The following is a 24,998-nucleotide window of genomic DNA, read 5'->3' as shown; positions in this document are numbered from 1 at the left end:
CGGCCAGATCGCTAAAGTAGCGGACCGAGCCGTTTTCCATTTCTTAAGACCGAGCCTCTGTGAACATTTGAAAGGTGACACCAAACTTGTCTGTTACATTCCCATAAGCTGGACTAAAATGGGTTTCCTGCAAAGGCATTCCCACCTGCCCTCCTTGCTGTAAAGCATCAAACATTTTTTGAGCTTGCTCCACACTATCGGTTGTAATACAGATACTCACCTGATTCCCGCTGCTAAACGGCGATCCGGGAAAGGTATCCGAAAACATGAGCTCTGTCTCGCCCACTTTAAGGGTGGCATGTCCCACACGTTCCTTGACCTCTGCGGGAATGGGAAAATCGGGGTTTTCCGGCATTTCCCCAAAGGTTTGGATAAAAAGCAGTTGAGCATCCAATGCCTTTTCATAAAATTCGATTGCTTCTTTTGCATTTCCATCCATCGTGATGTAAGGAATCAAACGTTTGGACATCTTCAACACAACTCCTTTAATTCGAGGTAATTAGCCCAGCCATTTCTCCTGTATTATATACAAAACTTGTCAAGAAAAACAAATCTGTATTCTTAGCTTTCATGCACCTGAACGCCAAGCTGTTTTAGCTCCTTTATCGCTTCCCTAACGTTACGCTGTGGATGAAGCGCAGAGATCATCTGTGCAGTAATCGGAACGCCGTTGAAAATCTGGCTTACCACCCCTAGAGAAATCGGCAGCTCATAGTAACTTTCAGCCCAATCCTGATATTCCTCCGGTGTAACTATAATTTTCCCCAGCAAAAAGGATGAGCCATCGTCATATTCCTCAGGAATGTTCACGTTGCCCATACGCCACTCCTTATCTCCCGCTTCCCTCCACATACAAAAGGTAACGTCCTCCTTCTCCAGCGCTTCATCTTCTAAAAGCTCCATCATATCATCAGGTACACCGTCGTACATGCCCGGCCAGATCTCATATTCGTCTCTTGCATGAGGACTTACAGGGGATTCGTGGTCAAAACCTTTTAATAGCACAGCTCCACGCGTCCATAGCATATGAATCGTATCTCCAGCGCTGTTGTTCACCTCACCTAGGCACACATCACCAGACCATTCAGACTGCATACGATACATGCGCAACCAATCTTCTGGAGACAATATAATATCCAGTGCTGACAGCAGCATCATTCTGTCTTTTAAACCATTCGGCGTTACCTGTGCATCAAGCATCCTATTCTTCATCATTCCTCCACCTTGTCCACGCGTACTAAAATTTCATTTGTCTCTACTTTGTCTTTCAAGCTTCGCTTGCTCAACCACCTGTCGAATGAAAGGTCCCTTGGCTTCGGTATACGCTGCACGGTCATGATTGAATTGGTGAGCCAAATCTTTTTTTAAAGTCTCATACGCTCCCAGGCCCTCAGGATGCGCTTTCAAGTAATCTCTGAATAATAGATGGTTTTCCCAATGCTCTCCTTTATACTTGTAAATATGCAAATGATGGGTCCCAGCTCCCCATTCTCCACGGCGAAAGAAAGCTCGCTCTGGAAAATCAGGTTTATGTACATATTCATATTGAATACCTAGCAAACGCTCTCGCTGTTCGGATTGAATCATCGCCAAATCTTCTACTCCAACCATAATGTCGATAATAGCCTTGGCTCCCAAACCAGGAACGGATGTACTACCGATATGCTCTACGCCGACACACACGTCTCCGAGAGCCTCTATCAATTTGGCTCGTTCCTGTATGTACTCTGCTACCCACTGCGGATTATATTCGGATATCACTACCTGCGCGGACATGAACGCACCTCCATTCGTTTTCCAAAAAAATGCCTTCCCAGTGCGCTTGGCACAACTCAGAAGGCATTCTCTTGTTTAAATTAAAAATCATTTAGTTGCTTCATCCCTGTTATTTGGCTTCTCAATTACGATCAGACAGGTACTGTCTGGCAAAGGAACCGGCTGACCTTGCTCATCCATGAACTCAACACGACTGGACAGCGCTTCGGCATAGCCCTCCTGCAAATAGTGGCGGCTCAACCGGATAATCGCTTGTGGTCCAAGTGTGTTACGAATACACTCTTCATACTGTGACGGAGTAAAATAACCAAACTGCTCCTGTACCTCATGCACATAGGCTTCCGTCCCCCATGTATAGGTATACAGGAATTCCATTGCATCGTTTACCGGCAAAACAGCCTCATGCTCACCTATGCGCTCTATTTCAATGGGGCGACCCGCAAAATCCTGCGCATACCGCATCAGCCATTCCATTCCGTCCGGCTCCAAAAATCGAATGCGTCTGCGCTGCTCTACTGGTTCGGTCATAATACCGTCACGAATGATAATGCGCCCGCCGGGTGCAAGTACACGGTAGGCGCTATGCAAAGCAGCCTCCACTGTTTGTGAATTGAACCTTTTTCCATCTCGTTCAATGTAGGAATACAGCTCGTGAAGAATCGAAGAGAAAATAACCGTATCCATGCTCTCCGTTTCCACATACTCTTCTAATTGAAGCGCATCACCTTTGATGACATCCCAACGACGGTGCTCCAATTGCTTTTTGCGTTTAAGAGCCTCAATAACATTCACAGAAATATCAAGACCCAACGGCTTCGAGTCCGGTCTTTCCTGCTCGATCAGGTCCAGCAGTACGCCCCCGCCAGGTCCGATATCCAGTATACGGGTTCCAGTCACGTAATCTAGAATGACCCTTTTGAAATCGGCGGTCTGGTTCATATCTGTAAGGTATGTTTCCTCATTGTGAAAGCGATCATAGGCATCGCGCCGTAATCCGAACAGATCAAACAGCAGCAGGACTGCTTTGTCATACAGAGGCGTCTTTTCTGCCTCAATACAAAAGTCGATCAATTTTTCTGCAGCTGATGAAAATACAAAATTAAAAAATACGGTACTTGGCAGCTCCTCCTTATGCTCTACGACTACACTCAAATGAGGATTATGCTCCCGTTTCCCTTTTGTGATATCCTGCCAGGACAATGCGCTTAAATATTTTTCTATCATTCTTTTTTTGTATACGTTAATTTTCTTAACACCACGATAGTCATAATACATCGTATTCATAAGCGATTCAAAACTAATATGCCGTACCGTTGCAGGCTGTTCCTGCCCTGTGCCATCCCTCAACGTGAGTAAAAATACCTTAACCAATTCTTGAAGTGAAAAATCCTGCAAAGCTGATTCTACATACCAAAGTGTCCGATTCTCCAGCGGAGCTAGCGCCTTCTCTACATTCAGCTCCCGCTCCAGCTCGGCGTAAGCCTGCTCAAACGGCTCACCTTCATGAATCGAAACCGACCGCAATCTCTCCAGTCGCTCCTTTACACTCCAGACTACAGGGGCGTTATCCCAGGCAATCCAGCCGATTAACTGCTCCACTTCACCGCGTACTTGCTCCCATAATGCAGGATCTACACCGGCGATAATGCATTCGTTCAGTGCTCGTAACACAAGCTCCAATTCCTCCGAGCTCAGCCAGCCTTTACGAGTAATTTCAAGCAGCAGTCGATTTTCCGCAAAAGGTATTTCTCCCCGTATATACTGTCCGATCAATCCATGCGTCTCAATCAGAATCCGGGTCATGCTGTTACGCGGGTATGCAGGGGACTCTGCTTGAGCCTGTCTGACATACAGCTGAGAGGAGCCAATATTATGTACAAACAAATTAATGCCCTCATGCTGCCAGCGTAGCCGTTCGCGGACTGTGCCTCCTTTGGCGGTCTCAGACCATACCAATACATCCTCCAGTAGCTCTTTAACCCAGAATGACAATGGAAGGCCGTCCAAAATAAGCAGTGTGCGCTCCACATAATCCAGTACAGGATTAGCATCCTTTAACTCACCTATGGATCGAATGCGCTCCAAATTTACAATACGCTCCTCAGCCGAAACAAGTAGCTTTAGCCAGGTCGGTGTATCCCAGGCCAGATCACTTTCTTTCCTGTAATTAGCAATGGCTTTTAACGATTGTAACATTTTTCTCACCTCGTGTGATTCGATTCGGTATGCACAGGAGACTTTTGAAAATATCTTGTATACCCTACACTTTACCATACATTTGTAGCTTCCATCTCGTGGAAAATATTAAACATTTGTATCAATTATTCGCTTGACATGTTCTGTGTATCGCATCCCATGATTTAAAGTACCCGTAACTTCGCTCCGTCTCCCAAAAGCAAAAAGATACCTTCCAACCCTAAGGTCGAAGGTATCTTATTACCATTGTTATACGCAGCAAAATTATTTTCCTACGTTGTTTATAAAATTATAGTGTCGCTGTGTGAAACGTCAATCATCTAGCATATATTTCGACTGGATTAACCAACAGAAACGCCATCTGGTACCGGGATACCAAAGTCAGGTGTTCCATCCTCATTCCAGTTCAAACGCTGAACACGTGTATGACGATTCGGATCATACAGCGGGTCACCTGTAATTTCCTTGTAATTACGAGCGTGATATACGATAACGTCACTACCATCCTCAGCAACAGTAAAGCTGTTGTGACCAGGTCCGAATTGACCTGTCTCCTCATTCGTGCAGAATACTGGCGCAGGAGACTTTGCCCACGATTTCGGGTCAAGTAAGTTGGCATTCTCGTCTGCCGTTAGCAGGCCCATGCAATAATTGTGATCTGTAGCACTAGCTGAATAGCTGATAAAAATCCTTCCATTCCGTTTCAGAACGGCTGCTCCTTCATTTACCTTAAAACCGATAACTTCCCAGTCATATTCTGGTGTTGAGATCATGACCTGCTCACCACGCAGCGTCCACGGATTGCTCATTTCTGATATATACAAATTGGAATTACCTACGATGTCCGGATCTTTCTGAGCCCATACATAATATAGAACGCCATTATGCTGGAAGGTTGTCGCATCGAGAGCAAACGTCTCCCAGCGAGTTTTGATCTGTCCCTTTTCCACCCATTCACCTTCCAGCGGATTAGCTGAAGCATTTTCCAGCACAAACATCCGATGGTCGAACAGACCTTCCTTCGTTTCTGTAGTACGAGCTGCTGCAAAATAAATGTACCATTTGTCGTTAATATAATGAATTTCCGGTGCCCAAATGTTCGCGCTTAACGGACCCGTTTCATATTTATGCCACACTGCCACTGGTTCTGCTGTATTCAAGCCTTGAATAGTACGTGCCCGCCGAACCTCAATGCGGTCATACTCTGGCACAGATCCGGTAAAATAATAATACCCATCACTATGCTTGTAAATCCAAGGGTCTGCACGTTGCTCAATGACCGGATTATTAAAAGATACAGGATGATTCATGGTTTTTCTCTCCTCTATGTGTAATATGTAGTTCATATGATTAATCGCTGATACGTTTTCCCCAGATGGAAATTCCTTTTTCATTCATACCCGTGAAAATTAGAGTATGACGACCGAGCTCCCAGTCCCATGAAGGAAGCAATAGCAATTCCTCCTTTGGCCCTTCGGACGCATTGCTCCAATCCATTGTTAGCGTACATCTACCATCAAAACTCCAGTGACCTTCCAGAGAACCACTGGTTGCCCGCCCTCCAGCTTCCAGACGAAGCGGTTCAGCTTCCACCTGACCGTCTACTTCTTGCCTTATCATGATGCGCTCCCAGTTGCCGGATAATAACCTTTTGGGTATATCCTGCTCCTTTTCGCCCGCATACCGCTCCGGCGATACGACAGGCCAACCATCAGCCGTCCACAATATTTTGCGCACATGCAAGTAAGGCCAGCTCTTATCCGTTTCTCCCCGCGCATGATGAACAATGTAGTAATCGTCTCCGTCCTTCAGCACGGAATTATGACCTGGCGCAACCCAGCCTTCTCCTTCGCTGAAACGATAACCACCCAGCACCTTGTTCCCAATCTCATATTGAGGCAAATAACTGGTATCCGCCATATCATGTCCATTTATATCCACGTACGGACCTGTAATAGAATCCGAGCGGGCTACGCGAACATTGTAGTCCTCGAATAAAGAATCATACGAGACGAACAAGTAGTATTTACGGAACACAGGATTGTACACAATGTACGGTCCTTCCACAGCTCCGTCCTCGGTTGCCCGATCTCTGGCAGCGATATTTTTACCATAGCCAGATTCCTTGAGCTTCCCAGTCTGCGGATCAAGCGGTGTGACATAAATGCCGCCGAAAAAGGATCCGTATACCATCCATGGATTTCCATCCGCATCCAATACTGGATTAGCATCAATTGCATTCAGCTTGTCATGCTCATCCGTTTTAATAACCAGCCCCTCATCCTTCCAAGGACCTTCCGGGGAGTTGGATGTCTGCAACCCAATAGCTGATCGTGTGCTGCCAAATGTGGAAGCAGAATAATACATTCGATAGGTATCGCCCATCTTTATAATGTCCGGGGCCCACAGATTCGTTGCTGATGACCATGCCCCCGCTTCCTTTGGAATGCCGGGTAAAGCATATTGAACCCAGCTCCAGTGAATCAGGTCGGTCGATTTGCGCACCATAACACCCGGCCTCAATTCTCCACCTGTCTTTACATCCGTCGAATAGACATAATATCCCTGATCAGTTTTGATAATCGCTGGGTCATGAGCATTGTTAATAGTCCAGCGCTGTTCATCGTCTATCGTACTTTGATCATACAAGTGATCAGGAGGCGGAGCCTGCGGATATACAGGGTCCGGAGTGTTATCCCCACAGCCGGATAGACCCAGCATTAGCAGCATAACCATAACTGTAATTCTCCTCCTTCCTTTACTCAGTACATAGGGTGACTGCGTTACATCATTCATCCGAATTGTCCAAGTGCAAGTTTCAATTAACCCTTGACACCAGAAATGGCAACCGACTCAATAATTTGTTTCTGGAAGATTAGGAATATAATCAACACAGGTAACAAGGCTATTATGGAAGCTGCCATAATAAGCGGATAGTCCGTCTGAATGGCGTAAGTCGCATTAAAATTCGCGATAACCAGCTGCAATGTCTGCGTTTCTGGTGAATTCAAGTAAATAATCGGTGCCAAGTAATCGTTCCAAATTCCCATAAACCATAAAATTAGCTGTGCCGCAACTGCTGGCTTAATGAGCGGAAACGTAATCGATGAATAAAGTCGGAAATAAGAGCTTCCGTCAATTTTAGCAGCTTCGATAATAGCATCCGGTACACTGAGCAAATACTGCCGCAAGAAAAAGATCATGACTACATTACCGAACAAGCCGGGAACGATCAGAGGCAACAGCGTATCTACCCAGCCAAGTTTGGAGAACATCATAAATTGTGGAATCATAACTGTTGGGTAAGGAATCATCATGGATGCGATGAGTGCCAAAAACAGCTTGTTTTTATGAGGGAATCTCAGCTTTGCGAATGCAAAAGCGGCCACACTAGAGGTGAAAGTACCCACAACCGTGACACTTACAGCCACAATCACACTGTTCTTAATCCCGCTTAACAGGGGACCTGCCTCCCAAATTTCCTTGTACTTACCAAACTGAAACACCTCTGGTATCCATACTGGTGGAAGTGCAAAGACATCCTGCTTTTCTTTTACCGAAGTGGACAACATCCAAAGCAACGGCGCGATCATCGCAATCGCTCCAATCGCCAGTACAATAAAGATAATGATATTGGTAACTTTCGTTTTTTGACTATGGGACATAATCAGCCTCACTCCTTTCCGCGAAAATCAATCCCCATCAAAGGATGATTTTTCATTCATTTTAAATTGAATCAAAGTTACGATAAAAATGAAGATGCCGAGAATCATAGCCATCGCGGAGGCATATCCCATTTGCAGGTTTTTGAATGCCTTATCCCAAATATAGAAGACAATTGAGGCGGATGAGTATTCCGGACCCCCTGTAGGTGTCATAATGTTCATTTCAGTAAAGATTTGCGAACCACCAATAATGTTGGTAACGACCAGGAAGAAGGTTACTGGTTTCACCATTGGCCATGTAATATTGCGGAACATTTGGAATCCGCTAGCTCCGTCCAGCTCTGCTGCTTCATAATAAGAGCGAGATACGCTTTGTAGCGCAGCCAGATATAGCAACATTGTATATCCGAGACCTTTCCATACAGTCATGAGAATCAGGGCCGGCTTGACTGTGTCCTTATCCATCAGCCAGTTAGGTCCCTTAATACCGAACAATTCAAGGAATTGGTTCACCAAACCATAATCTCCGTTGTAGGCCCAGTTCCACATAATAGAAACGGCAGCCAACGAAGAAATGACCGGAATATAATAGATCACACGAAATGTTGTCGTACCTGGAATCTTGCGATTCAGTCCCAGTGCCAGTAGTAAAGCTAGTACAAGACCAATTGGAATACCCAACATTAAGAAAAGAGTATTGTACATCGATTTGTAAAAGAGTTCATCGCTAAATAAATCCTTAAAATTGTCGAACCCAATAAAGTTCATTTGTCCCAATCCGTCCCAGTCTGTAAAAGAGCCGTATAACGAATAGACAAACGGGAACAACGTAAAGATTAGCAGACCGAGAATAGGCGGAAGAATAAATAAGTATCCATATATCTTCTCTTTGCGGTAGAGATTAGATTTGGTTATCACAGGGCTCACCTCTGTTTCTGATTTGGAATGAAGATGATGTTAGCAGCATGATATTCAGCCACTAACATCATCCTTTTCCCTCTATTTACGCATTATTTCTGTGATTTTTTCTCTTGCTCCACCGCTTTATCCAGCAGTTTCTGCATCTTCGGTTGTTCTTGCTTCACATAATCTGCTGCCGTAATTTTGCCATCCAGCACAGGTTGGATATCTGTGAAGAAAATATCGTACCATTCTGCGTTATACGTATAGTTACCTGGTAATGCACGTCCATAGTCTTTTACGATATCAATAAATTCTTGTTTGTTGTTAGGCTTTGTTTTTGTATCTTTGGCCCACTCATCAGCCATATCCAGCAGATTCGGAATCTGTACCTTGGCATCTACGAGCTGCTTCATGCCTTCTTTGGAAGTAGTCAGATAGTTAACCAATTCTACAGCTTCATCTGGATATTTTGTTTTAGAGGAAACACCGATACCCAGAGAACCAATCCATGTTGCCGGTTTGCCAGTCGATCCTGTTGGGAAAGGCAACAAATCATATTCGAATGGCAGTTTTTCAAATGTACTCATATCCCAAGGCCCTACTGGGAAGAACGCCATTTCGCCTTTCATCCAGCGTTGATATGTGTCCAATGTTTGTGATTGTTCAATGCCAGGTGTAATTTTATATTTGTTTTGCATATCAGCAAAGAACTGAAGCGCTTCCGCAAATTTCGGATCGTCAATCGTTACTTTGGTTTTGCTCTCATCCAGCCAATCAGCGCCATTACTCCATACAAAGGCTTGCAATGCCCACTGAACGTTAAAGCCTGTTCCGTATTGATCTGGCTTGCCGTCCCCGTTAGTATCTTTGGTCAGCTCTTGGTTAACCTTGATGAACTCCTCCCATGTATACGGTTTGTCTTTGTCAGGCAATGGAACACCTGCTTTTTCAAACATGGTTTTGTTATAACCCAAGGCGAATGGACCCAAGTCCTTCGGCATACCGTAAATATTTCCTTGACCAGCCATTTTACCGTCATAGCGATACAAATCTACACCGTATTTCCAAATGTTATCCAGATTTATATCCTTGCTCTTCTCAATATAAGGTGTCAGATCCTTCAACACCCCACTGTTAACATAAGCTTTCAAATCTCCAGGGGCATAATAGAAGATATCTGGAAGATTGTTACCTGTAATTGCAGCTCTAAGCTTTGTAGCATATTGGTCTGCTGCCGTCACGACCATTTTAACCTTTACACCAGGATGTTCTTCTTCAAATTTCTTGATAACATCCTTATAAGCCTTCTGCTCATCCGTTCCTCCACGGAACATGAAAGTCAATTCCTTGCTTCCATCGCTACTGGAACTTCCTCCACTACAGCCTGCCAGTGCAGCAACCATCAACAACAGAACAACCATTGTTAGTCCAAAACCTTTTTTCTTTGTCAACGCGACCCCTCCTAAAATTAAAATGAAACCGCATACATTAAGTGTTAAAATAACTTCATACCACTCGGCCTAATCTTTAACTGTGCGGTACACAACCCGTTGTTGATTGCCGCTGTGATTATCATCCCTCTCATGTACCATATAATTAACATTTACCTTTATCAATAATGAATTCGTTTACAAATAAAATATAGCACGCCATTCTACGGTTCGTCAATGCATTTTTCAATCTTTTTAAATAATTATAAAACATAGATTGGAGTAACTTAAAAAGCAAAATTAAATCGCATTTAAGTATATTTTCGCAATGAATACTAAATAAAATACTTAAATACGATTTATATTATAAAAAACACCTTATTTTAGAACGTCATTTCCTCTCTTCTTCTTTTAGTAAAAAATATTTACAGAAAAGCAGTTTACTTCTTTATGATTTTATTTTAACATAAATCAAAGTAAAAATATAAGCGCTTACATTACATTTTTTATAGATAAGGATGGGCTATAGCTATGATTTATATTAAGGACTTAATGTCGGGGTTAGATATTTTCAAAGCACTGGGCTCGGAAATTCGCATTCAAATTCTTGAGTTACTTGCTGTTCAAGGACAAAGTATGAATGATATTGCGAGCAAGCTAAATTTGAGCAACGGCACCATTACGATGCATATTCGCAAACTGGAAGAATGCGGGCTTGTGGAAATCAATACGGTAAGCGGTAAACACGGGACCCGAAAAATGTGCTATTTAAATAAGGAAAAGCTAATGGTAGATCTGCGCAGCAGAGAACAAAAAAATGTGTATGAGGTAGAAATTCGTATCGGTCATTATAGTAACTACCAGGCGGTTCCTACTTGTGGATTAGTGACCAAAGACAGCATTATCGGCGATTTTGATGATCCACGCTATTTTGCAGATCCCGCGCGACTGGACTCTGAAATGATCTGGATGGCAGAAGGCTTTCTGGAATACCGCATTCCTAACTACTTGAAAGCGAATCAATCCTTTACCGAAATTCAATTTTCCGCAGAGCTGGGATCAGAAGCACCGTGTTATTGTGAGGACTATCCGTCTGATCTTTGTTTTCATATAAATGGTATTGCCATCGGTCACTGGACGAGTCCAGGCGATTTTGGAGCTGTTCCCGGGGTTCTCAATCCTGATTGGTGGCCCCCACACTTGAATCAATACGGCATGCTGAAGTTAATTCGCATCAACCAGCATGGAAGCTTCATTGACGGGTGCCGTATATCAGAAGTCACCATAGACGATATTGGACTTGATTACAAAAGCGATATTACACTGCGTTTATCCGTATCTGATCAATCGCAAAACAAAGGAGGACTCACTATTTTTGGTAAAAGATTCGGAAATTTCGGCCAAGATTTGCTTGTGCGCGTGCTTTACGATGTACACGAAGAAAGATAACTCCAACTCCTAATTCGCCACAGATAAAAGGCCGAAGTCTGTATTCATTGAATACATGTCCTCGGCCTAAATCCTAATCTTCACTTAAAGAGATATAAATAAATAGATAAAAGATGATTGCCATCCCAAACACCAGCCAGCTAAAGGACAGCAAATGAAGCTTCTCCCCTGCATGTACTGCCCATCTCCAAAGATCCGCAAAAAGCACCAGCGGTTGCAGCAACACATCCCAGCTATTCCAGCGGGCAAATCTGCCTATATACACACCTATGCTGGCCAGCCATAACATCACAAAAACTACAGCCCATGCAAGCCAACCTGAACAAATCTTCCTCAACATACGGTGGATCATCAATACACAAAGGGATGTAAGAAAAAGACCAATTCCAGCGGCCGAAAAGGACGTAAATAAGATTAGCCAAAATTGAGTATTCAACCAAAAACGCGTACCAGGATTCACATCGTACAAACGGAATGCATGTAGTAGTTCGGTCACTAAATAAAGAGCATTCGGCAGAAAAAACAACCATACCCATGCGGCGAAAAATAAAAGAATATTTCTTACTTTTGCATTTCGCAATCTGAATAACGCCACCATGAACAATGAAATAAACACCGGAACCCATGCCAGGAATATATCCCAGTACAGAAATTGATATATTCTCGTCCCGCTTGTGGACTGTAGATACATAATGAGTCCGAAACAGCCCAACGTAGCTACAAGCATCACCCCCAACATACCGGGCAGCTTGTAACCCTTCCTTCTTAACAGCAAACTTCCATCTACCTCCTGCCTAAGAACGCGTATTTACGTCTCTTCAGTTCTCTCTTATAGCGCTTTCACATTTAGAAAGAGGGCTTTTATTTATTCCACGTTTCGTATATCCTCGAACACATGATCTGTTATCGTCAAAGTATCAAAGGTAACATTACACCCCGCCCCTACCGGAGATTGTGCGACAACCCCAACTTTTAGCTGGCTGGGAACATTCATGCCAAAATATCTGGCCAGTTTCCAATGTTGACCATCCGAGGAATAATGAAAGGCAAAGCAATTTCCAGCTCGTGTTACTCGCAAATATGGATTAGAAGCATCCATCGCCCCCGATATACAATCATCGGATGTATCCCGTGTGACCACACTAAGGATCGAGGGGGTATTCTCAAAGTATTCAAAGCATACCTTAGCCCAATGAGTATCATCCGCCATCACCATCAAGCATCCTGAATCATAGGGCTGCTTCATATCGACACGAACCCTCGTCCAGATTGTAAAATCTCCATGTAGGGTGGTATGCAAAAAAGGAGCGGACGATTTGATAACTGCGCCGGACGGATCTCTAAAAAAATCTGCCTGTGAAGGTGCAGAGACTTGTAAAGCCTTGGATTCATCGAAGCTCCATACAGTTGGTTCGTTGATCCACCTCCATCCTTGAGGCAAAACCTTTTCGTTAAAGCCTTCAAATACATTCATATGGACACCATCCCTCTCTAGCCAATATAGTCTTAACACAGTGAAATTTTGGGGCAGAATTCCCCATGATACCACTATATACGTAATCTTCCAGTCGTCAATGATGATGCTTCTGTCTTCCAGAATTATAAAAAAAGACTTGCTATTCTGAAATGTTGTGCTTATAATTACACCTAAATTGATACGGTAACAAATTTCAATGACGAGAACGAGTAAGCTATACAGCGGATTTGCAGAGAGTTGGGGCAGGTGAAAGCCAACATTCCGAGGGTAGCTGAACGCCATCTCTGAGAAGCGGGCTGAACCTGAAGTAAGCTCTGCCGCCTTTCCAGCGTTAACCGGAACACGTATTGATGGATACGTGAACAGAGTGTCATTTCCTATGGAATGAAACTAGGGTGGTAACACGGGTATAAACTCGTCCCTTTTACAGGGGCGGGTTTTTTTGTTTTTCAATAAGGAGGAATCAACATGACAAATGTATCGACAGCAGTATCTATAACTGATTTTTTGACTCCGGCTGTACGGGAAATGCCGCCTTCAGGTATCCGTCGTTTTTTTGAATATAGTGCAGGCAGAAAAGATATCGTATCGCTTGGTGTCGGTGAACCGGATTTTATAACCCCTCAACATGTGAGAAAGGCCTGTATCACAGCACTGGAAAATGGTAAAACCTCATACACACCCAATGCAGGTCTCCCTGAGCTTCGCGAGGAAATTGCCGGATATCTGGAGAGCAGCTTCAGTACATCCTATAACCCGGCAGATGAAATCATGGTCACTGTTGGCAGCAGTGAAGCATTGGATTTGGCGCTACGCGCCCTCATCACAACACACGATGAAATACTCATACCAGCACCCTGTTATATTTCGTATTCGCCTATCACATTTTTGAACGGAGGACATACCGTAACGGTTGAAACGTCTGCCGACCAGCAGTTTAAGCTGACAGCTGAGGCGCTCAAATCCAAGCTGACTCCACGATCCAAAGTGCTTATTCTCTGTTATCCGAACAACCCGACAGGCGGGGTGATGACCTATGAGGATTGGCTACCCATTGCCCGTCTGGTTGAGGAGCATAATCTTATTGTCATATCGGACGAAATTTATGCTGAATTGACCTATGGACAGCAGCATGTAAGTTTCGCTTCTCTGCCAGGAATGAAAGAACGCACCCTGCTCATCAGCGGCTTTTCCAAAGCATTTGCCATGACAGGCTGGAGGGTCGGCTATGTATGCGGTCCGAAAGAATTGATTTCAGCCATGCTGAAAATCCATCAGTATACAGCCATGTGCGCTCCTATTATCGGGCAAATTGCCGCGATTGAATCCCTGCGCAACGGGCTAGAGGAGAAAGATCGTATGATGGAGTCCTATAATCAACGTCGAAAATGGTTCGTTGCCGGCCTATGTCAGACAGGACTTCCATGTCATGAACCAAACGGTACCTTCTATGCTTTTCCTTCCATTGCGCATACAGGGTTAAGCTCCGAACAGTTTGCCAAGCGACTGCTGGAAGAACAAGGAGTTATAACGGTCCCGGGTTCCGCATTTGGCCCAGGCGGCGAAGGCTTTATCCGCTGCTCATATGCGTCATCGCGTGAACAGTTGGAAATGGCTCTGGAACGCATCAGCGTATTCCTGAAACGCCTGTAAACCCGATTTTCCATAACATGGACTGAACATGAGCATGGGGTGAACATTTACTTCAGCAACTTCTGAATAAGCTTTTTCTGGTGTGTTGGCAAACCTTCCGGCCATTCCCCTACGCGGCAATAACAAATGTCGGAGATTTCAGCGCTTGGTCGAAAGGTACCCGGGATCACCCGGCCTGTAAAAATAAGATCCACACGGTTCGGCAACTGGCCAAACTGGGCTTGCGCCAATGAGGTGATCTCTACCTCCAGCCCGGTTTCTTCCCGGACTTCGCGCCGCAGGGCAATTTCCGGCTGCTCTAGCTCCATCCAGCCGCCGGGAATCCCCCACGGCTGCTTCCGGTATACGTGCTTTAATAGCAGCACTTCCCCGGCCTCATTCGTGAAAATGCCCAGCACAGCAATTAAAAATTTGTGTTGTGCCCGGTACACCAAAGCATTTTTCAATCGAGTAAACGGCGTATGCTTATACATGAATACAAGCCAATCCCGCGGGATTTTATTTACCAGCTTAGCCAGCATAACACACCTCCAGTTGAGCACTCTTACATCAACTCATTCGTTGGATTAAGGTAAATGAGGAGCTTAAGTATGTATACTAAAAAATTAATCTTTAGGTGACTGTAGCTTACGGCTATATAACTGAGCATTTTCCGCATCAAAACAAACAAAAATAATCTCTTTCAACCCAGCATGTTCCTGTACAAAACATGTCACTTCCTGTATAGCAATCTCGGCCGCCTTTTCTTTTGGGAATCGGTAGATGCCTGTGCTGATATTGGGAAAAGCAATGCTGCTTGCATTCAATTCTAGAGCCAATTGCAGTGTATGACGGTAGCATGTCGCCAATAGTTCTTCTTCCTGATGGTCGCCACCATTCCAGACTGGGCCAACCGTATGAACAACATATTGGGCATCCAGCTTGCCAGCCGTCGTATAAACCGCGCCTCCTACCGGACATCCCCCTTGTTTGTTTCTGATACGGACACAATCCTCCAATATAGCCGGACCACCAGCTCTATGAATCGCACCATCTACACCACCGCCACCCAGCAAGCTTGTATTTGCTGCATTGACGATAATATCCGCCTTACAACGGGTAATATCCCCTTGCACCACACGTATGATCACGTTAAATCGTTCAATTTGGGTATCCATTGATCCTCCTTCTCTTCTAAAAACCAGCTTTGTTATATAGTCATCTTATAGTCTCTACAAGCGATTTCTAATATATCGTCATAGGTTTTCAACAGAAAGTGTCTTAGATTTTTCCCCCGTGCACTAGCTATTGTCGCTAATATTGGCGTATCTGTAAGCTCGTCAAAACTGCTACCTTGCGCATACTTCTGCTCAGACATGTCTAGAGCCACATCCAGTTCAATCATATTAAAGTAATAGACTCCTGTAAATATGAGCTCATAGGGTACAAAATCGTCTACTGCTTCCGGCGCTAAACTCCCATTAATCTCTCCCTTCAAAACCAGCTCTTTTTTCACATAATTCATATGAACCTGATCCAAATAGACCGCATCCCGTCCATGCAATTCACCAAGCGGTGTTTGAATAGCTTTTATGTGTGGCATCCGAGTGTTCTCCTGTCCTAAGTTATTTTCCATCCAGCAACATAAGTGCGGTCGTAATCGCATGATCCACAAAAGAACGCGCTGGGCGTGACTTCATCATCACAGTTATCCCGATTAACAAAGAGACTAAAGTATGTGCCAAAGCTCGTGCATCCATAGTCACCTCAAGCTCCCCAGATTGAATACCACGTTCGAGGGTCGCCTGAAAGACAGCAGAAAGATACATCTGATGTTCTCTGGTTAAAATTTCAAACCTCTCATCATGAGGGGCTAACTCTACCATTGTATTGATGCAAAAACATCCCTTGTTAGACTCCTTCTCGTACTCTTCCGCCACCACTCCCCCAAAAAAATTGTAAAATGCTTCTTTTACAGATGAACTATTTTGCAGTTTAGCCCTTACACAAGCTGCATGAGATTGCGTATATTTACGCAGCGCAACTTCGAATAATTGCTTTTTATCCCCAAAGGCAGCATATATGCTGGGGCGTTGTATTCCCATACGGGAGGTCAAATCACTTAAAGACGTGGCCTCGAATCCCTTTTCCCAAAAAACTTGCATCGCTGCATCCAACGCTTGATCTTCATCAAATTCTCGTGGTCGAACCATATTTAACCCCTTCTTTTTGTATCGTTCAGTATATTAAGATTGTATGATCTTCAGAAGCGGCTGTCAAATATGTACGGGTTAAACCCTTGACAATTCTTATTGACGAGAGTTATATTGACCTAAAATTATTACATACCGATCGGTATATTATACTGATCGGTATGTAAATCACAGAAAGCGACGTGGTATGTGAAAATGAAGACGTCAGAAGAAAAAGCGATACTGCTCCCCCATCAAACGGTAGCCAGCACTGCCGAAATAGCTCCCATTCCGGTCCTATCCCGGTCTGTGGCGCTCTTGTTTGCCATAGCCTGCGGGCTGGCTGTCGCTAACATTTACTATGCACAGCCATTACTGGATGCGCTGGCGCACGAGTTTGGCATTACACACTCATCGGTCGGTATCGTTATTACCGTCACGCAAATTTGTTATGCGTTAGGACTGCTGCTACTCGTCCCGCTTGGCGATCTCTTGAACAGGCGGCGCTTGATTACAGGACAGATGCTGCTGTCTGTGCTGGCATTAATCCTGGTTAGCTCTGCCCCTACCCGTACAATACTGCTTATGGGCATGGCAATGGTTGGGTTGCTGGCTGTAGTGACTCAAACACTCGTGGCATTCGCCTCGACCTTGGCTCATCCGACTGAACGCGGGCAGGTCGTAGGACTGGTAACCAGCGGAGTCGTTATCGGCATTTTACTCGCACGAACCGTTGCCGGTGTATTAACTGATCTGGCAGGCTGGCGTTCAGTTTACCTTATTTCTGCTATACTTACGCTGTTTATGGCTGTGGCTCTATTGCGAGTACTCCCAAAGAACGAACCCACAAGCGCCACACTCTCCTATGCGCAGCTGATTCGCTCGGTTATCGCACTGTTCGCCCAAGAACGAATTCTGCGTATTCGTGCTGTCCTTGCGCTGCTTATTTTCACAGCGTTCAGCATATTGTGGACTTCGCTTGTATTACCTCTTAGTGCTCCCCCATTGTCTCTTTCACACACTGCAATTGGGGCCTTCGGCCTGGCTGGAGTCGCCGGAGCATTAGCAGCAGCCCAAGCAGGGCGACTTGCTGATCAAGGCTTGGGACAACGAACGACAGGTATCGCACTAGTTGTATTACTGCTGTCCTGGCTACCTATACGCTACACCGAGCATTCTCTATTCGCTTTAACTCTTGGTGTCATTCTTTTGGATTTGGCCGTACAGGCTGTACATGTCACTAACCAGAGCTTGATTTTCAACGTTCGCCCTGAAGCACGGAGCCGACTTACCGCAGGCTACATGATCTTTTATTCCATCGGTAGCGCCACTGGAGCCATTACCTCCACTCACATGTATACCTATGCTGGGTGGAACGGAGTTTGCCTATTGGGGGCGGGTGTCAGTGCTCTGGCTCTCATTTTTTGGGCGATGACTCGACGTTCAACTTGATGGTAAATCCATATGGATTGAACAAACAAAAACCGCCCGGGCCTCAACAACGGCCTAGACGGTTCTCTTCTATCACTGTAAATCATCACTTGATTGCAATATAAATCAAAACAGGTTCATCTGGATTGCCATATACTTCAAAATCACCTGTGTAGGTCCGCTCCCCTTGTCCCGTGGCGGCCCATGCCCAAATTGTCTGCCATACACGGAAGACAGAAGAAGGTTCATGGGTTGCCTGAAAAATAGCGTAGCGTGCAGCCGGAATTACAAGTTCTTCAAGATCGTCAGGAGCTTGGAAATCCTCAGCCGCTTCCTTTCCGATAAAAAATGTATACTCGCCCAAAGCTCCATTTTCATAATCAGTATAGCAACCATAGACGGAAGCAAGTCCATGAGGACCTCTGATCCGGCCTGCCACATCCTCACCTACAAAACGTTCCCACATGTTTGGAATGATCCCGTGGGACGTTTGTTCCTTCTGATTATTTGTACGTGCTTTTAGTCCAATTAAATGGATTTCACCTCGGTACTCCTCCCGAATGGGGCCATCAAATTGAAGCTCTGCATCCTCTGAAGATCGCCACCTCTTCAAGTTTGGTAGATAATTACGCAGCATCGAAATCGCCTCTTCTGCCTGCATCCCCTCTTCTACCATGATCGGCACACACTGCTGGATCATTCCCTCCATCGTCAAGTCAGGCTGTACAAATGCACCTTCCTTGTAACAATACTTGCAATACTCATCTGTATTATGATGTTGTGCATCCGTCCCATATTGACCCTCATGCTCCAGTGGCATCCCGCAACTTTGACAAGCTTTATCCATTCTCGTAAATCCCCTTTCGCCAATTCGTATCTGGTATGCCACCAGTATAACGAAACAAACCTGACAACTATGGGTCAGGTTCGTTTTACTTTAGTCTAATAATTATTTTATAATTTCTGTTCTTCTTCATAATTAGACGCAATACGCAACGCCATCTTATAAATCTTATCTCGCAAATGGGCTGGTTCTTTGACAATCACATCCGGTCCGAGGCTTAAAATAAATCCGTACACCCACGCATCCTCAGGAAACGGGACTGAAACCGTGTAAATCCCTTCCTCCTGCTCGTTCAATGCTTCCACACCAAACCAATCCTCCGCCAGATGTCTTGAGGTGCGGTTAAATTGTAGCGTAAATGGTTGTACAGCGCTGGATGCCGTCATCCGCCCCTCATTCCACGGCAGCACTTCATTAGAAAGATCCCTGCGAGTGAAAGCCGTCTCTGTAACCACAGGCTCATTCATACGGGAAAGCTTGAACAACCGAAATTGCCCCCTGTCGGGACAATACGCATACACAAACCATTGTTGCCCTTTCAGCACAAGCGTATGCGGTTCCACATCCCGTTCTGTTCGGGCTCCTTCCGCATTTCGATAGGTAAAAGCAACCGTACGGACTTGACTCATTGCCTCTTTTATCTTGATTAATTTAGCTTCCTGGACAGACTGATTTCCCCATCCCGAATGATCGACGATAAACTGTGTGGTACGGACACTAAATTGCTCTTTTTCAGACTCTGGTATAATGCTTTCAAATTTATGAAGTAACCGGGATACGTTGGGACCGCCCAACGACGAGGACAAACTCTGCAAGCCCATCACAATGTCCTTGATATCATGATCCGTCAACATACTACGATCCAGGCGATATCCTTCCATCAGGCCGATTCCTCCACCTGCTCCCTGAAAAGTTACTACTGGGATACCAGCCAGACTAATCGCTTCAATATCTCTATAAATCGTCCGAATCGAAACCTCATACAAATCAGCGAGTTCCTTTGCTTGTATTCTATTTCTTTTCAGCAGCAAAATGACGATAGAAAGCAATCGATCAATTTTCATGTTTTTCAAAACCTTTCACCCTTAATAAAAATAAGCCATGAGTTCCTCATCATATCCCTGACCTTGATATTCCAAAGCGTTCTTTTCAATACCATAGGTTTTAAACTCCAATTTCCTATAAAGCTCGACAGCTGCTTGATTGGCAGCCACCACACTCAGATTGATTTGTTTTAATCCTTCCACTTTTCTACCTCGACTGATAACTTCCAATACAAGTTTCTTAGCGATCCCCTGACCTCGGTAAATCGGTGGTACATAAACTCCCCAAATCGCACCTTTATGCTGTGTCTTTATTTTGTTTTCTCTTCTAAATCCGGTCATACCAGCCAGCTGATGATCCTTTGTAAATGCACCAAGTATGTAATGGTCTTTCTTATTTTGTATTTGGTTCACTACATCAGATAGCGAAACTTGTACAGCTTCCTCGTAGGAGGTTCCAAAAGCTTCGGGGTTCATTTTTAAGGCTTCCAGTCTTAAATTCCAATATACTTCAGCGTCTGCTGGCTCTATGTTCCTGATTATGATCATGGCTTCCCGTCCCTCCAAATGTTTTCCTCCATCTTACTCTATCTCTTATTTAAATTGAATCTATCATGCCTAGATTAAAATAACCTCAGATGCTAGATCCAGTCGGATAGAGCACCTGAGGTTCAAAACTCATTACGTATTATGACTCATAGCGTTTCAGCACAATGACCGCATTATGACCCCCAAAGCCGAAAGAATTAGATAACCCAATATTTAGTGGAGCCTTGCGTGCTTCGTTAGGTACATAATCCAGATCGCAAGCAGGGTCGGGATTATCCAGATGCATCGTTGGCGGAATGATACCTTCCCGAAGACTTTGAACAAGCGCAATTGCTTCGATACCGCCTGCGGCTCCTAGCATATGACCTAGCATGGACTTATTCGCGGTAACCGGAATCTGATAGGCATATTCACCAAATAGCTTGTGGATTGCCAGGGTCTCAGCAATATCCCCTACAGCCGTACTCGTTGCATGGGCACTGATCACATCCACTTCTTCAGGGGAGATGCGAGCCGAATGAAGGGCCGCTTTCATTGCTAGGTAAGCTCCGGTTCCTTCAGGATGCGGTGCAACCATATGATAGGCATCCGAACTCGCTCCATAACCGATGACCTCACCATAGATTTCCGCCCCACGCCGGGTAGCGTGCTCCAGCGACTCCAGTACCAGGATACCCGCTCCTTCACTCATGACGAAGCCGTCACGATCCTGATCGAACGGTCGGCTTGCTGTAGAAGGCTCCTCGTTACGTGTTGACAAGGCAGTTGCATTAGCGAAGCTTGCCAAGGCCAATCGGGACACTGCTGCTTCAGCTCCGCCGGCAAAAATGACATCCGCATCTCCTGTACGAATGGTCCGAAACGCCTCTCCAATTGCAGTGTTCCCAATAGAACAAGCCGTTACAGGTGAAAGCGTAGGACCCATCGCTCCGAACGCGATACTTATTTGTGCAGCAGCCATATTCGAGATCATCATAGGTACCAGCGTTGGGCTAACTCTGCCCGGCCCACGATGTAGCAGCACGTCCACATTATCTACCAACGAATCCAAACCGCCGACTCCTGATCCCACATAGACACCTACACGCTCCAGATCGGTATGCTCCAGTTCCAGACCAGAATCCTTGAGCGCTTGCTCTGCCGCATATAATGCAAACTGGGTAAATCGATCCATTCGTCTGGCATCCTTACGCCCCCACTGCTTTTCTGCATCAAAATCCTGTACCAGTCCAGCAATTCGTGCTTTTAAATCGGACACATCAAATGAATCAATTTTGCGTATACCTGAATTGCCTTCCAGCAAATTGTTCCACAGCGTGCCTACTTCATTGCCCAATGGCGAAACGACACCCATACCTGTTATCACTACTCTTTGCATAAGCTATTCATTCCTCCTGCTCGATGGCTTACTTATAATCCTCATTTTACCCTCGTCTTATCCTATTACAAGTGTTTGTTTATCCTGGTATAATGAACACTACTATAGTAAGCGCCTGATTTAATTACTTCAGATACACTCATCGAATGGAGAGAAAATATCTAATGAAAACGGAAGCACGTCTGGAAGCACTATCTGTTTTTCTGAAAACAAAAAGGGCCCGCCTCCATCCGCATATGGTTGGTCTTCCCCCTGGATCACGTCGCAGAACACCAGGTTTACGCAGAGAAGAAGTCGCTCAGCTAGCAGGTGTCAGTACGACCTGGTATACCTGGCTGGAGCAGGGTCGGGATATTAAGGTCTCTGCCTCCGTGCTGGATGCTATTGCTGCTGCCTTGCAGTTGAACACGGATGAACGTAAATATTTGTACGATTTAGCGCTGGAAGCCGGGTCTCATAACCTTCCTGCTCCTGAAGAACAAGCGATCATTTCTCCATCTTTGCAAAAGATCGTACAAGAGTTGCACTACTGTCCTGCTATTATTTCAGATCGGCGCTGTCATATTGTCGGCTGGAACGAAGCTGCTGCTCATGTTTTTATGGATTTTGCTGAACTACCACATGAGCAGCGCAATATGATCGAACTGCTATTTACCAAAAAGGAGTTTAAAAGTCTGGCTGTGAATTGGGAACACTTTGTAAAGGGGTTTCTTGCTATATTCCGCGCTTATTACGGGCAATACGTGACAGACCCCTGGTATGCTCAATTTATACAAAACATGAGTCAGGCCTACCCAGAGTTTAACGAGCTTTGGAATCAGAGTGAGGTAAGCTCCGCTCCAGAAGTGCTCATTGAATTTCGTCATGCTAAGGCTGGCAAAATGTTATTTGACCTGACTTCCCTTCAGGTACAAGGCAGTGTCGATCTCCGTTGCAGCATATACACCCCCAATGCGCAAACTTCTACGGAAAGTAAACTCCAAAAGCTAATGGAAGGCAGCTAAAGGATTTTATCCCTCCTGTTATGAAGATATCTTTTTCCGTCCATACTACATCTACGATCTGTGCAAAATAGATGTCATATATGTGACAGAGCCAAGAGCTTCAACGGTGCTACTACTAGGAGGGAGGGAATCACCATGAAAGCCAAACCGACAAGTTCCCAGCACACACAAAGCCAAGCACCATTGCCTGTTCCGATACAATTTGACCGCAGCTGGCAGGACGAGCTGGACCAACGCCTGCACAAGGGAGGTCCTTGGGGAGATTGGGATCTGTATCAGCTGGCAATCGAGGCGGAAAAGGCCAAGCTGGTGCCGAGCTTTGATGAGCTTCAATGTCTTCAGCATTTGCAAGACCTCACTCCACTGCCCCATCAACTCGATACCGCTCGAAAGGTACTGTTTGAGATGTCTGGACGTGCCATTCTTGCCGATGAGGTCGGCCTAGGCAAAACGATTGAAGCCGGAATGATCCTTAAGGAATATCTGGTTCGCGGGCTGGCTTCCAAAGTGCTTATTCTTGTACCCGCTTCTCTGGTTCTGCAATGGGTGCGTGAGCTGAATAGCAAATTCGGCATTCCCGCAGTCGCCCAGAAAAAAGCGTATTCCTGGTCTTCCGAGGTCGTCGTCGCCTCTATGGATACGGCCAAACGGGAGCCACATAGTAACATCCTGCTAGATACCGATTATGACCTGCTCATTATTGACGAGGCTCATAAGCTGAAGAATAAAAAAACATCCAACTACCAGTTCATTATGAAGTTGCGTAAAAAATATTGTTTGCTCCTGACAGCCACACCTGTACAAAACGATCTATCTGAGCTGTTTAATCTGATCACGTTACTCAAGCCCGGTCAATTGGGAAGACAAGGCGATTTTTCAGCCAACTTTGTTGTAGATAAACGTCTGCCCAAAAATGAAGACCAGCTCAAGGATGAGCTGTCTAAAGTCATGATCCGCAATCGTCGTGGAGAAGGTCCTGTTCAATTCACTAAACGAAATGTTTCCAACATTCACTTGGAACTCTCGCCAGAAGAGCAAGCGCTGTACGATGGGGTGACCTCTTTTGTCAAAGAACAATATCAGGCGAATGGCGGAAATTTAAGCAGCATGCTGTCTCTCGTTACCCTTCAACGGGAGGTGTGCAGTAGCCGGGACGCTGTGTTCGTCACGCTGGTCAATTTGTCCAAAAAGATGGCTCCTGACTCTCCCCTACGTGATCGTGTTTGGGACTTGGTCGCACACATTAAAGCGATCAAGGCCAATTCCAAAGCAGAAAAAGCACTGGAGCTCATCCGGAAGATGAACGAAAAAGTGATTATTTTTACAGAATATCGGGCCACACAGGAGTATTTACTAAACTATTTCCGGGATCGCGGACTGTCTGCCGTTCCTTACCGAGGCGGTATGAACCGGGGCCGCAAAGATTGGATGATGGATCTGTTCCGTGGTCGCATTCAGGTCATGATTGCTACAGAAGCAGGCGGTGAAGGCATTAATCTGCAATTTTGTCACCACATGATTAACTTCGATTTGCCGTGGAATCCCATGCGCGTGGAACAGCGGATTGGACGGGTGCATCGACTTGGACAGAAGCATGACGTAAATATCTTCAACCTATCCACTACCGGAACGATTGAAGAGCATATCCTGCACCTTCTGCATGAAAAGATTAATATGTTTGAGATGGTCATTGGCGGATTGGACGTTATTCTGGAAAAGTTTGAGAAAAAAGAATCTATTGAAAAGAGTTTATATAAAATCATGCTTGAGTCCAGTAGTGATGATGAAATTCGTAGAAAAATGCAAAAGTTGGGCCACTCGCTGGATTCCATCAAACAAGAAATAGCACAAATACGCAAAGACCCGTCAGTCTCTCCAAATGTAGTAACCGATAAGTCACCTGGAACAAAACAGCCTAAAGGACGGCTAACAGGAGTAAGCTCAAGTGTTACCGAGGATTTGTTAGGCTTAGCAGGTGATGCAGTTCCTCCAACCAAAGCTCGACGCAGTGTGAAAGGGGGTCGTTAGC

At 45.1% G+C, this 24,998-nt stretch carries 24 protein-coding genes and 1 other annotated feature; of the genes, 5 read left to right on the top strand and 19 right to left on the bottom strand.

The window, feature by feature from the left end; genetic code table 11:
• Positions 1–43: 43 nt before the first annotated feature.
• The 9 genes from MMB75_RS10090 to MMB75_RS10050 all read right to left on the bottom strand — a co-directional run bounded on the left by MMB75_RS10090 (position 44) and on the right by MMB75_RS10050 (position 9,991).
• Positions 44–469, bottom strand: coding sequence for a VOC family protein (locus MMB75_RS10090; protein ID WP_016819177.1), 426 nt, complete (start codon positions 467–469; stop codon positions 44–46).
• A gap of 92 nt (positions 470–561) precedes the next feature.
• Positions 562–1,215, bottom strand: coding sequence for a hypothetical protein (locus MMB75_RS10085; RefSeq protein WP_230681840.1), 654 nt, complete (start codon positions 1,213–1,215; stop codon positions 562–564).
• Between the two features lie 30 nt (positions 1,216–1,245).
• A complete protein-coding gene (locus tag MMB75_RS10080) occupies positions 1,246–1,776 on the bottom strand; it encodes a GrpB family protein (RefSeq protein WP_045243886.1) in 531 nt (176 codons plus the stop codon).
• Positions 1,777–1,863: 87 nt separating this feature from the next.
• On the bottom strand, positions 1,864–3,972 hold the full coding sequence (locus MMB75_RS10075) for a class I SAM-dependent methyltransferase (protein WP_016819173.1): 2,109 nt from the start codon (positions 3,970–3,972) through the stop codon (positions 1,864–1,866).
• 341 nt (positions 3,973–4,313) lie between these two features.
• Positions 4,314–5,282 (bottom strand): glycoside hydrolase family 43 protein, encoded by a 969-nt coding sequence (locus MMB75_RS10070; protein WP_031463274.1) that lies wholly within the window; start codon positions 5,280–5,282, stop codon positions 4,314–4,316.
• Between the two features lie 40 nt (positions 5,283–5,322).
• Positions 5,323–6,708: an arabinan endo-1,5-alpha-L-arabinosidase gene (locus MMB75_RS10065; protein ID WP_045243887.1), complete on the bottom strand. Its 1,386-nt coding sequence runs from the start codon at positions 6,706–6,708 to the stop codon at positions 5,323–5,325.
• Positions 6,709–6,794: 86 nt separating this feature from the next.
• Positions 6,795–7,637, bottom strand: a complete 843-nt coding sequence (locus MMB75_RS10060; RefSeq protein WP_019686936.1) for a carbohydrate ABC transporter permease — start codon at positions 7,635–7,637, stop codon at positions 6,795–6,797.
• Positions 7,638–7,664: 27 nt separating this feature from the next.
• The gene (locus MMB75_RS10055) at positions 7,665–8,555 is read right to left on the bottom strand and encodes a carbohydrate ABC transporter permease (protein WP_013370548.1); all 891 of its coding nucleotides are present in this window, start codon (positions 8,553–8,555) and stop codon (positions 7,665–7,667) included.
• A 92-nt stretch (positions 8,556–8,647) separates the two neighbouring features.
• Positions 8,648–9,991, bottom strand: a complete 1,344-nt coding sequence (locus MMB75_RS10050) for an ABC transporter substrate-binding protein (RefSeq protein WP_045243888.1) — start codon at positions 9,989–9,991, stop codon at positions 8,648–8,650.
• Positions 9,992–10,501: 510 nt separating this feature from the next.
• Here MMB75_RS10050 and MMB75_RS10045 point away from each other — a divergent pair.
• Positions 10,502–11,419 carry an ArsR/SmtB family transcription factor gene (locus MMB75_RS10045; protein ID WP_045243889.1) on the top strand — a complete coding sequence of 306 codons (918 nt, stop codon included), beginning with the start codon at positions 10,502–10,504 and terminating at the stop codon, positions 11,417–11,419.
• A gap of 73 nt (positions 11,420–11,492) precedes the next feature.
• Here MMB75_RS10045 and MMB75_RS10040 read toward each other — a convergent pair whose 3' ends face one another.
• Entirely contained in the window at positions 11,493–12,194 is a 702-nt protein-coding gene (locus tag MMB75_RS10040; RefSeq protein WP_045243890.1) for a DUF1361 domain-containing protein, read from the bottom strand.
• Positions 12,195–12,284: 90 nt separating this feature from the next.
• The gene (locus MMB75_RS10035; RefSeq protein ID WP_017425810.1) at positions 12,285–12,893 is read right to left on the bottom strand and encodes a DUF1349 domain-containing protein; all 609 of its coding nucleotides are present in this window, start codon (positions 12,891–12,893) and stop codon (positions 12,285–12,287) included.
• Between the two features lie 190 nt (positions 12,894–13,083).
• Positions 13,084–13,322: a binding site (T-box leader), on the top strand.
• 42 nt (positions 13,323–13,364) lie between these two features.
• On the opposite strand from MMB75_RS10035, the gene MMB75_RS10030 reads away from it, so the two are divergent.
• Positions 13,365–14,549 carry an aminotransferase class I/II-fold pyridoxal phosphate-dependent enzyme gene (locus tag MMB75_RS10030; protein WP_039277073.1) on the top strand — a complete coding sequence of 395 codons (1,185 nt, stop codon included), beginning with the start codon at positions 13,365–13,367 and terminating at the stop codon, positions 14,547–14,549.
• 47 nt (positions 14,550–14,596) lie between these two features.
• Here MMB75_RS10030 and MMB75_RS10025 read toward each other — a convergent pair whose 3' ends face one another.
• The 4 genes from MMB75_RS10025 to MMB75_RS10010 all read right to left on the bottom strand — a co-directional run bounded on the left by MMB75_RS10025 (position 14,597) and on the right by MMB75_RS10010 (position 16,741).
• Complete coding sequence (locus MMB75_RS10025; protein WP_016819162.1) at positions 14,597–15,070, bottom strand: NUDIX hydrolase; 474 nt, start codon at positions 15,068–15,070, stop codon at positions 14,597–14,599.
• 84 nt (positions 15,071–15,154) lie between these two features.
• Entirely contained in the window at positions 15,155–15,706 is a 552-nt protein-coding gene (locus MMB75_RS10020; RefSeq protein WP_045243891.1) for an O-acetyl-ADP-ribose deacetylase, read from the bottom strand.
• Between the two features lie 32 nt (positions 15,707–15,738).
• Positions 15,739–16,131, bottom strand: coding sequence for a hypothetical protein (locus MMB75_RS10015; protein WP_016819160.1), 393 nt, complete (start codon positions 16,129–16,131; stop codon positions 15,739–15,741).
• A gap of 22 nt (positions 16,132–16,153) precedes the next feature.
• On the bottom strand, positions 16,154–16,741 hold the full coding sequence (locus tag MMB75_RS10010; protein WP_016819159.1) for a TetR/AcrR family transcriptional regulator: 588 nt from the start codon (positions 16,739–16,741) through the stop codon (positions 16,154–16,156).
• 195 nt (positions 16,742–16,936) lie between these two features.
• Between MMB75_RS10010 and MMB75_RS10005 the strand changes: the two genes are divergently transcribed.
• Positions 16,937–18,172, top strand: coding sequence for an MFS transporter (locus tag MMB75_RS10005; RefSeq protein WP_045244227.1), 1,236 nt, complete (start codon positions 16,937–16,939; stop codon positions 18,170–18,172).
• A gap of 85 nt (positions 18,173–18,257) precedes the next feature.
• Here MMB75_RS10005 and MMB75_RS10000 read toward each other — a convergent pair whose 3' ends face one another.
• The 4 genes from MMB75_RS10000 to fabF form a co-directional block, all read right to left on the bottom strand.
• Positions 18,258–18,998 (bottom strand): zinc ribbon domain-containing protein, encoded by a 741-nt coding sequence (locus MMB75_RS10000; protein ID WP_025364588.1) that lies wholly within the window; start codon positions 18,996–18,998, stop codon positions 18,258–18,260.
• A gap of 107 nt (positions 18,999–19,105) precedes the next feature.
• Positions 19,106–20,059: a helix-turn-helix transcriptional regulator gene (locus MMB75_RS09995; RefSeq protein ID WP_181575632.1), complete on the bottom strand. Its 954-nt coding sequence runs from the start codon at positions 20,057–20,059 to the stop codon at positions 19,106–19,108.
• Between the two features lie 21 nt (positions 20,060–20,080).
• A complete protein-coding gene (locus tag MMB75_RS09990) occupies positions 20,081–20,605 on the bottom strand; it encodes a GNAT family N-acetyltransferase (protein ID WP_016819155.1) in 525 nt (174 codons plus the stop codon).
• A 121-nt stretch (positions 20,606–20,726) separates the two neighbouring features.
• The gene (gene fabF / locus MMB75_RS09985; protein ID WP_045243892.1) at positions 20,727–21,965 is read right to left on the bottom strand and encodes a beta-ketoacyl-ACP synthase II; all 1,239 of its coding nucleotides are present in this window, start codon (positions 21,963–21,965) and stop codon (positions 20,727–20,729) included.
• Positions 21,966–22,129: 164 nt separating this feature from the next.
• On the opposite strand from fabF, the gene MMB75_RS09980 reads away from it, so the two are divergent.
• Both MMB75_RS09980 and MMB75_RS09975 read left to right on the top strand, forming a co-directional pair.
• Positions 22,130–22,969, top strand: a complete 840-nt coding sequence (locus tag MMB75_RS09980) for a helix-turn-helix transcriptional regulator (protein WP_016819153.1) — start codon at positions 22,130–22,132, stop codon at positions 22,967–22,969.
• 135 nt (positions 22,970–23,104) lie between these two features.
• A complete protein-coding gene (locus tag MMB75_RS09975; RefSeq protein WP_045243893.1) occupies positions 23,105–24,997 on the top strand; it encodes a DEAD/DEAH box helicase in 1,893 nt (630 codons plus the stop codon).
• Position 24,998 lies beyond the last annotated feature (1 nt).

Origin of the sequence: Paenibacillus sp. P2(2022) (assembly GCF_029522175.1) — a bacterium.
Lineage (GTDB): Bacteria > Bacillota > Bacilli > Paenibacillales > Paenibacillaceae > Paenibacillus > Paenibacillus polymyxa.
Note: the sequence above shows the minus strand (reverse complement) of the source record. Positions and strands in the feature narration are given on the sequence as shown.

What these genes read in the sequence shown, in the direction of transcription:
- MMB75_RS10020 (WP_045243891.1), bottom strand. Translation starts at nt 15,706, where the DNA reads ATGGATACCCAAATTGAACGATTTAACGTGATCATACGTGTGGTGCAA.
- MMB75_RS10075 (WP_016819173.1), bottom strand. Translation starts at nt 3,972, where the DNA reads ATGTTACAATCGTTAAAAGCCATTGCTAATTACAGGAAAGAAAGTGAT.
- MMB75_RS10015 (WP_016819160.1), bottom strand. Translation starts at nt 16,131, where the DNA reads ATGCCACACATAAAAGCTATTCAAACACCGCTTGGTGAATTGCATGGA.
- MMB75_RS10045 (WP_045243889.1), top strand. Translation starts at nt 10,502, where the DNA reads ATGATTTATATTAAGGACTTAATGTCGGGGTTAGATATTTTCAAAGCA.
- MMB75_RS10010 (WP_016819159.1), bottom strand. Translation starts at nt 16,741, where the DNA reads ATGGTTCGACCACGAGAATTTGATGAAGATCAAGCGTTGGATGCAGCG.
- MMB75_RS09975 (WP_045243893.1), top strand. Translation starts at nt 23,105, where the DNA reads ATGAAAGCCAAACCGACAAGTTCCCAGCACACACAAAGCCAAGCACCA.
- MMB75_RS10000 (WP_025364588.1), bottom strand. Translation starts at nt 18,998, where the DNA reads ATGGATAAAGCTTGTCAAAGTTGCGGGATGCCACTGGAGCATGAGGGT.
- MMB75_RS10025 (WP_016819162.1), bottom strand. Translation starts at nt 15,070, where the DNA reads ATGCTGGCTAAGCTGGTAAATAAAATCCCGCGGGATTGGCTTGTATTC.
- fabF (WP_045243892.1), bottom strand. Translation starts at nt 21,965, where the DNA reads ATGCAAAGAGTAGTGATAACAGGTATGGGTGTCGTTTCGCCATTGGGC.
- MMB75_RS09995 (WP_181575632.1), bottom strand. Translation starts at nt 20,059, where the DNA reads ATGAAAATTGATCGATTGCTTTCTATCGTCATTTTGCTGCTGAAAAGA.
- MMB75_RS10035 (WP_017425810.1), bottom strand. Translation starts at nt 12,893, where the DNA reads ATGAATGTATTTGAAGGCTTTAACGAAAAGGTTTTGCCTCAAGGATGG.
- MMB75_RS10080 (WP_045243886.1), bottom strand. Translation starts at nt 1,776, where the DNA reads ATGTCCGCGCAGGTAGTGATATCCGAATATAATCCGCAGTGGGTAGCA.
- MMB75_RS09980 (WP_016819153.1), top strand. Translation starts at nt 22,130, where the DNA reads ATGAAAACGGAAGCACGTCTGGAAGCACTATCTGTTTTTCTGAAAACA.
- MMB75_RS10090 (WP_016819177.1), bottom strand. Translation starts at nt 469, where the DNA reads ATGTCCAAACGTTTGATTCCTTACATCACGATGGATGGAAATGCAAAA.
- MMB75_RS10005 (WP_045244227.1), top strand. Translation starts at nt 16,937, where the DNA reads ATGAAGACGTCAGAAGAAAAAGCGATACTGCTCCCCCATCAAACGGTA.
- MMB75_RS10070 (WP_031463274.1), bottom strand. Translation starts at nt 5,282, where the DNA reads ATGAATCATCCTGTATCTTTTAATAATCCGGTCATTGAGCAACGTGCA.
- MMB75_RS10030 (WP_039277073.1), top strand. Translation starts at nt 13,365, where the DNA reads ATGACAAATGTATCGACAGCAGTATCTATAACTGATTTTTTGACTCCG.
- MMB75_RS10065 (WP_045243887.1), bottom strand. Translation starts at nt 6,708, where the DNA reads ATGGTTATGCTGCTAATGCTGGGTCTATCCGGCTGTGGGGATAACACT.
- MMB75_RS10085 (WP_230681840.1), bottom strand. Translation starts at nt 1,215, where the DNA reads ATGATGAAGAATAGGATGCTTGATGCACAGGTAACGCCGAATGGTTTA.
- MMB75_RS10060 (WP_019686936.1), bottom strand. Translation starts at nt 7,637, where the DNA reads ATGTCCCATAGTCAAAAAACGAAAGTTACCAATATCATTATCTTTATT.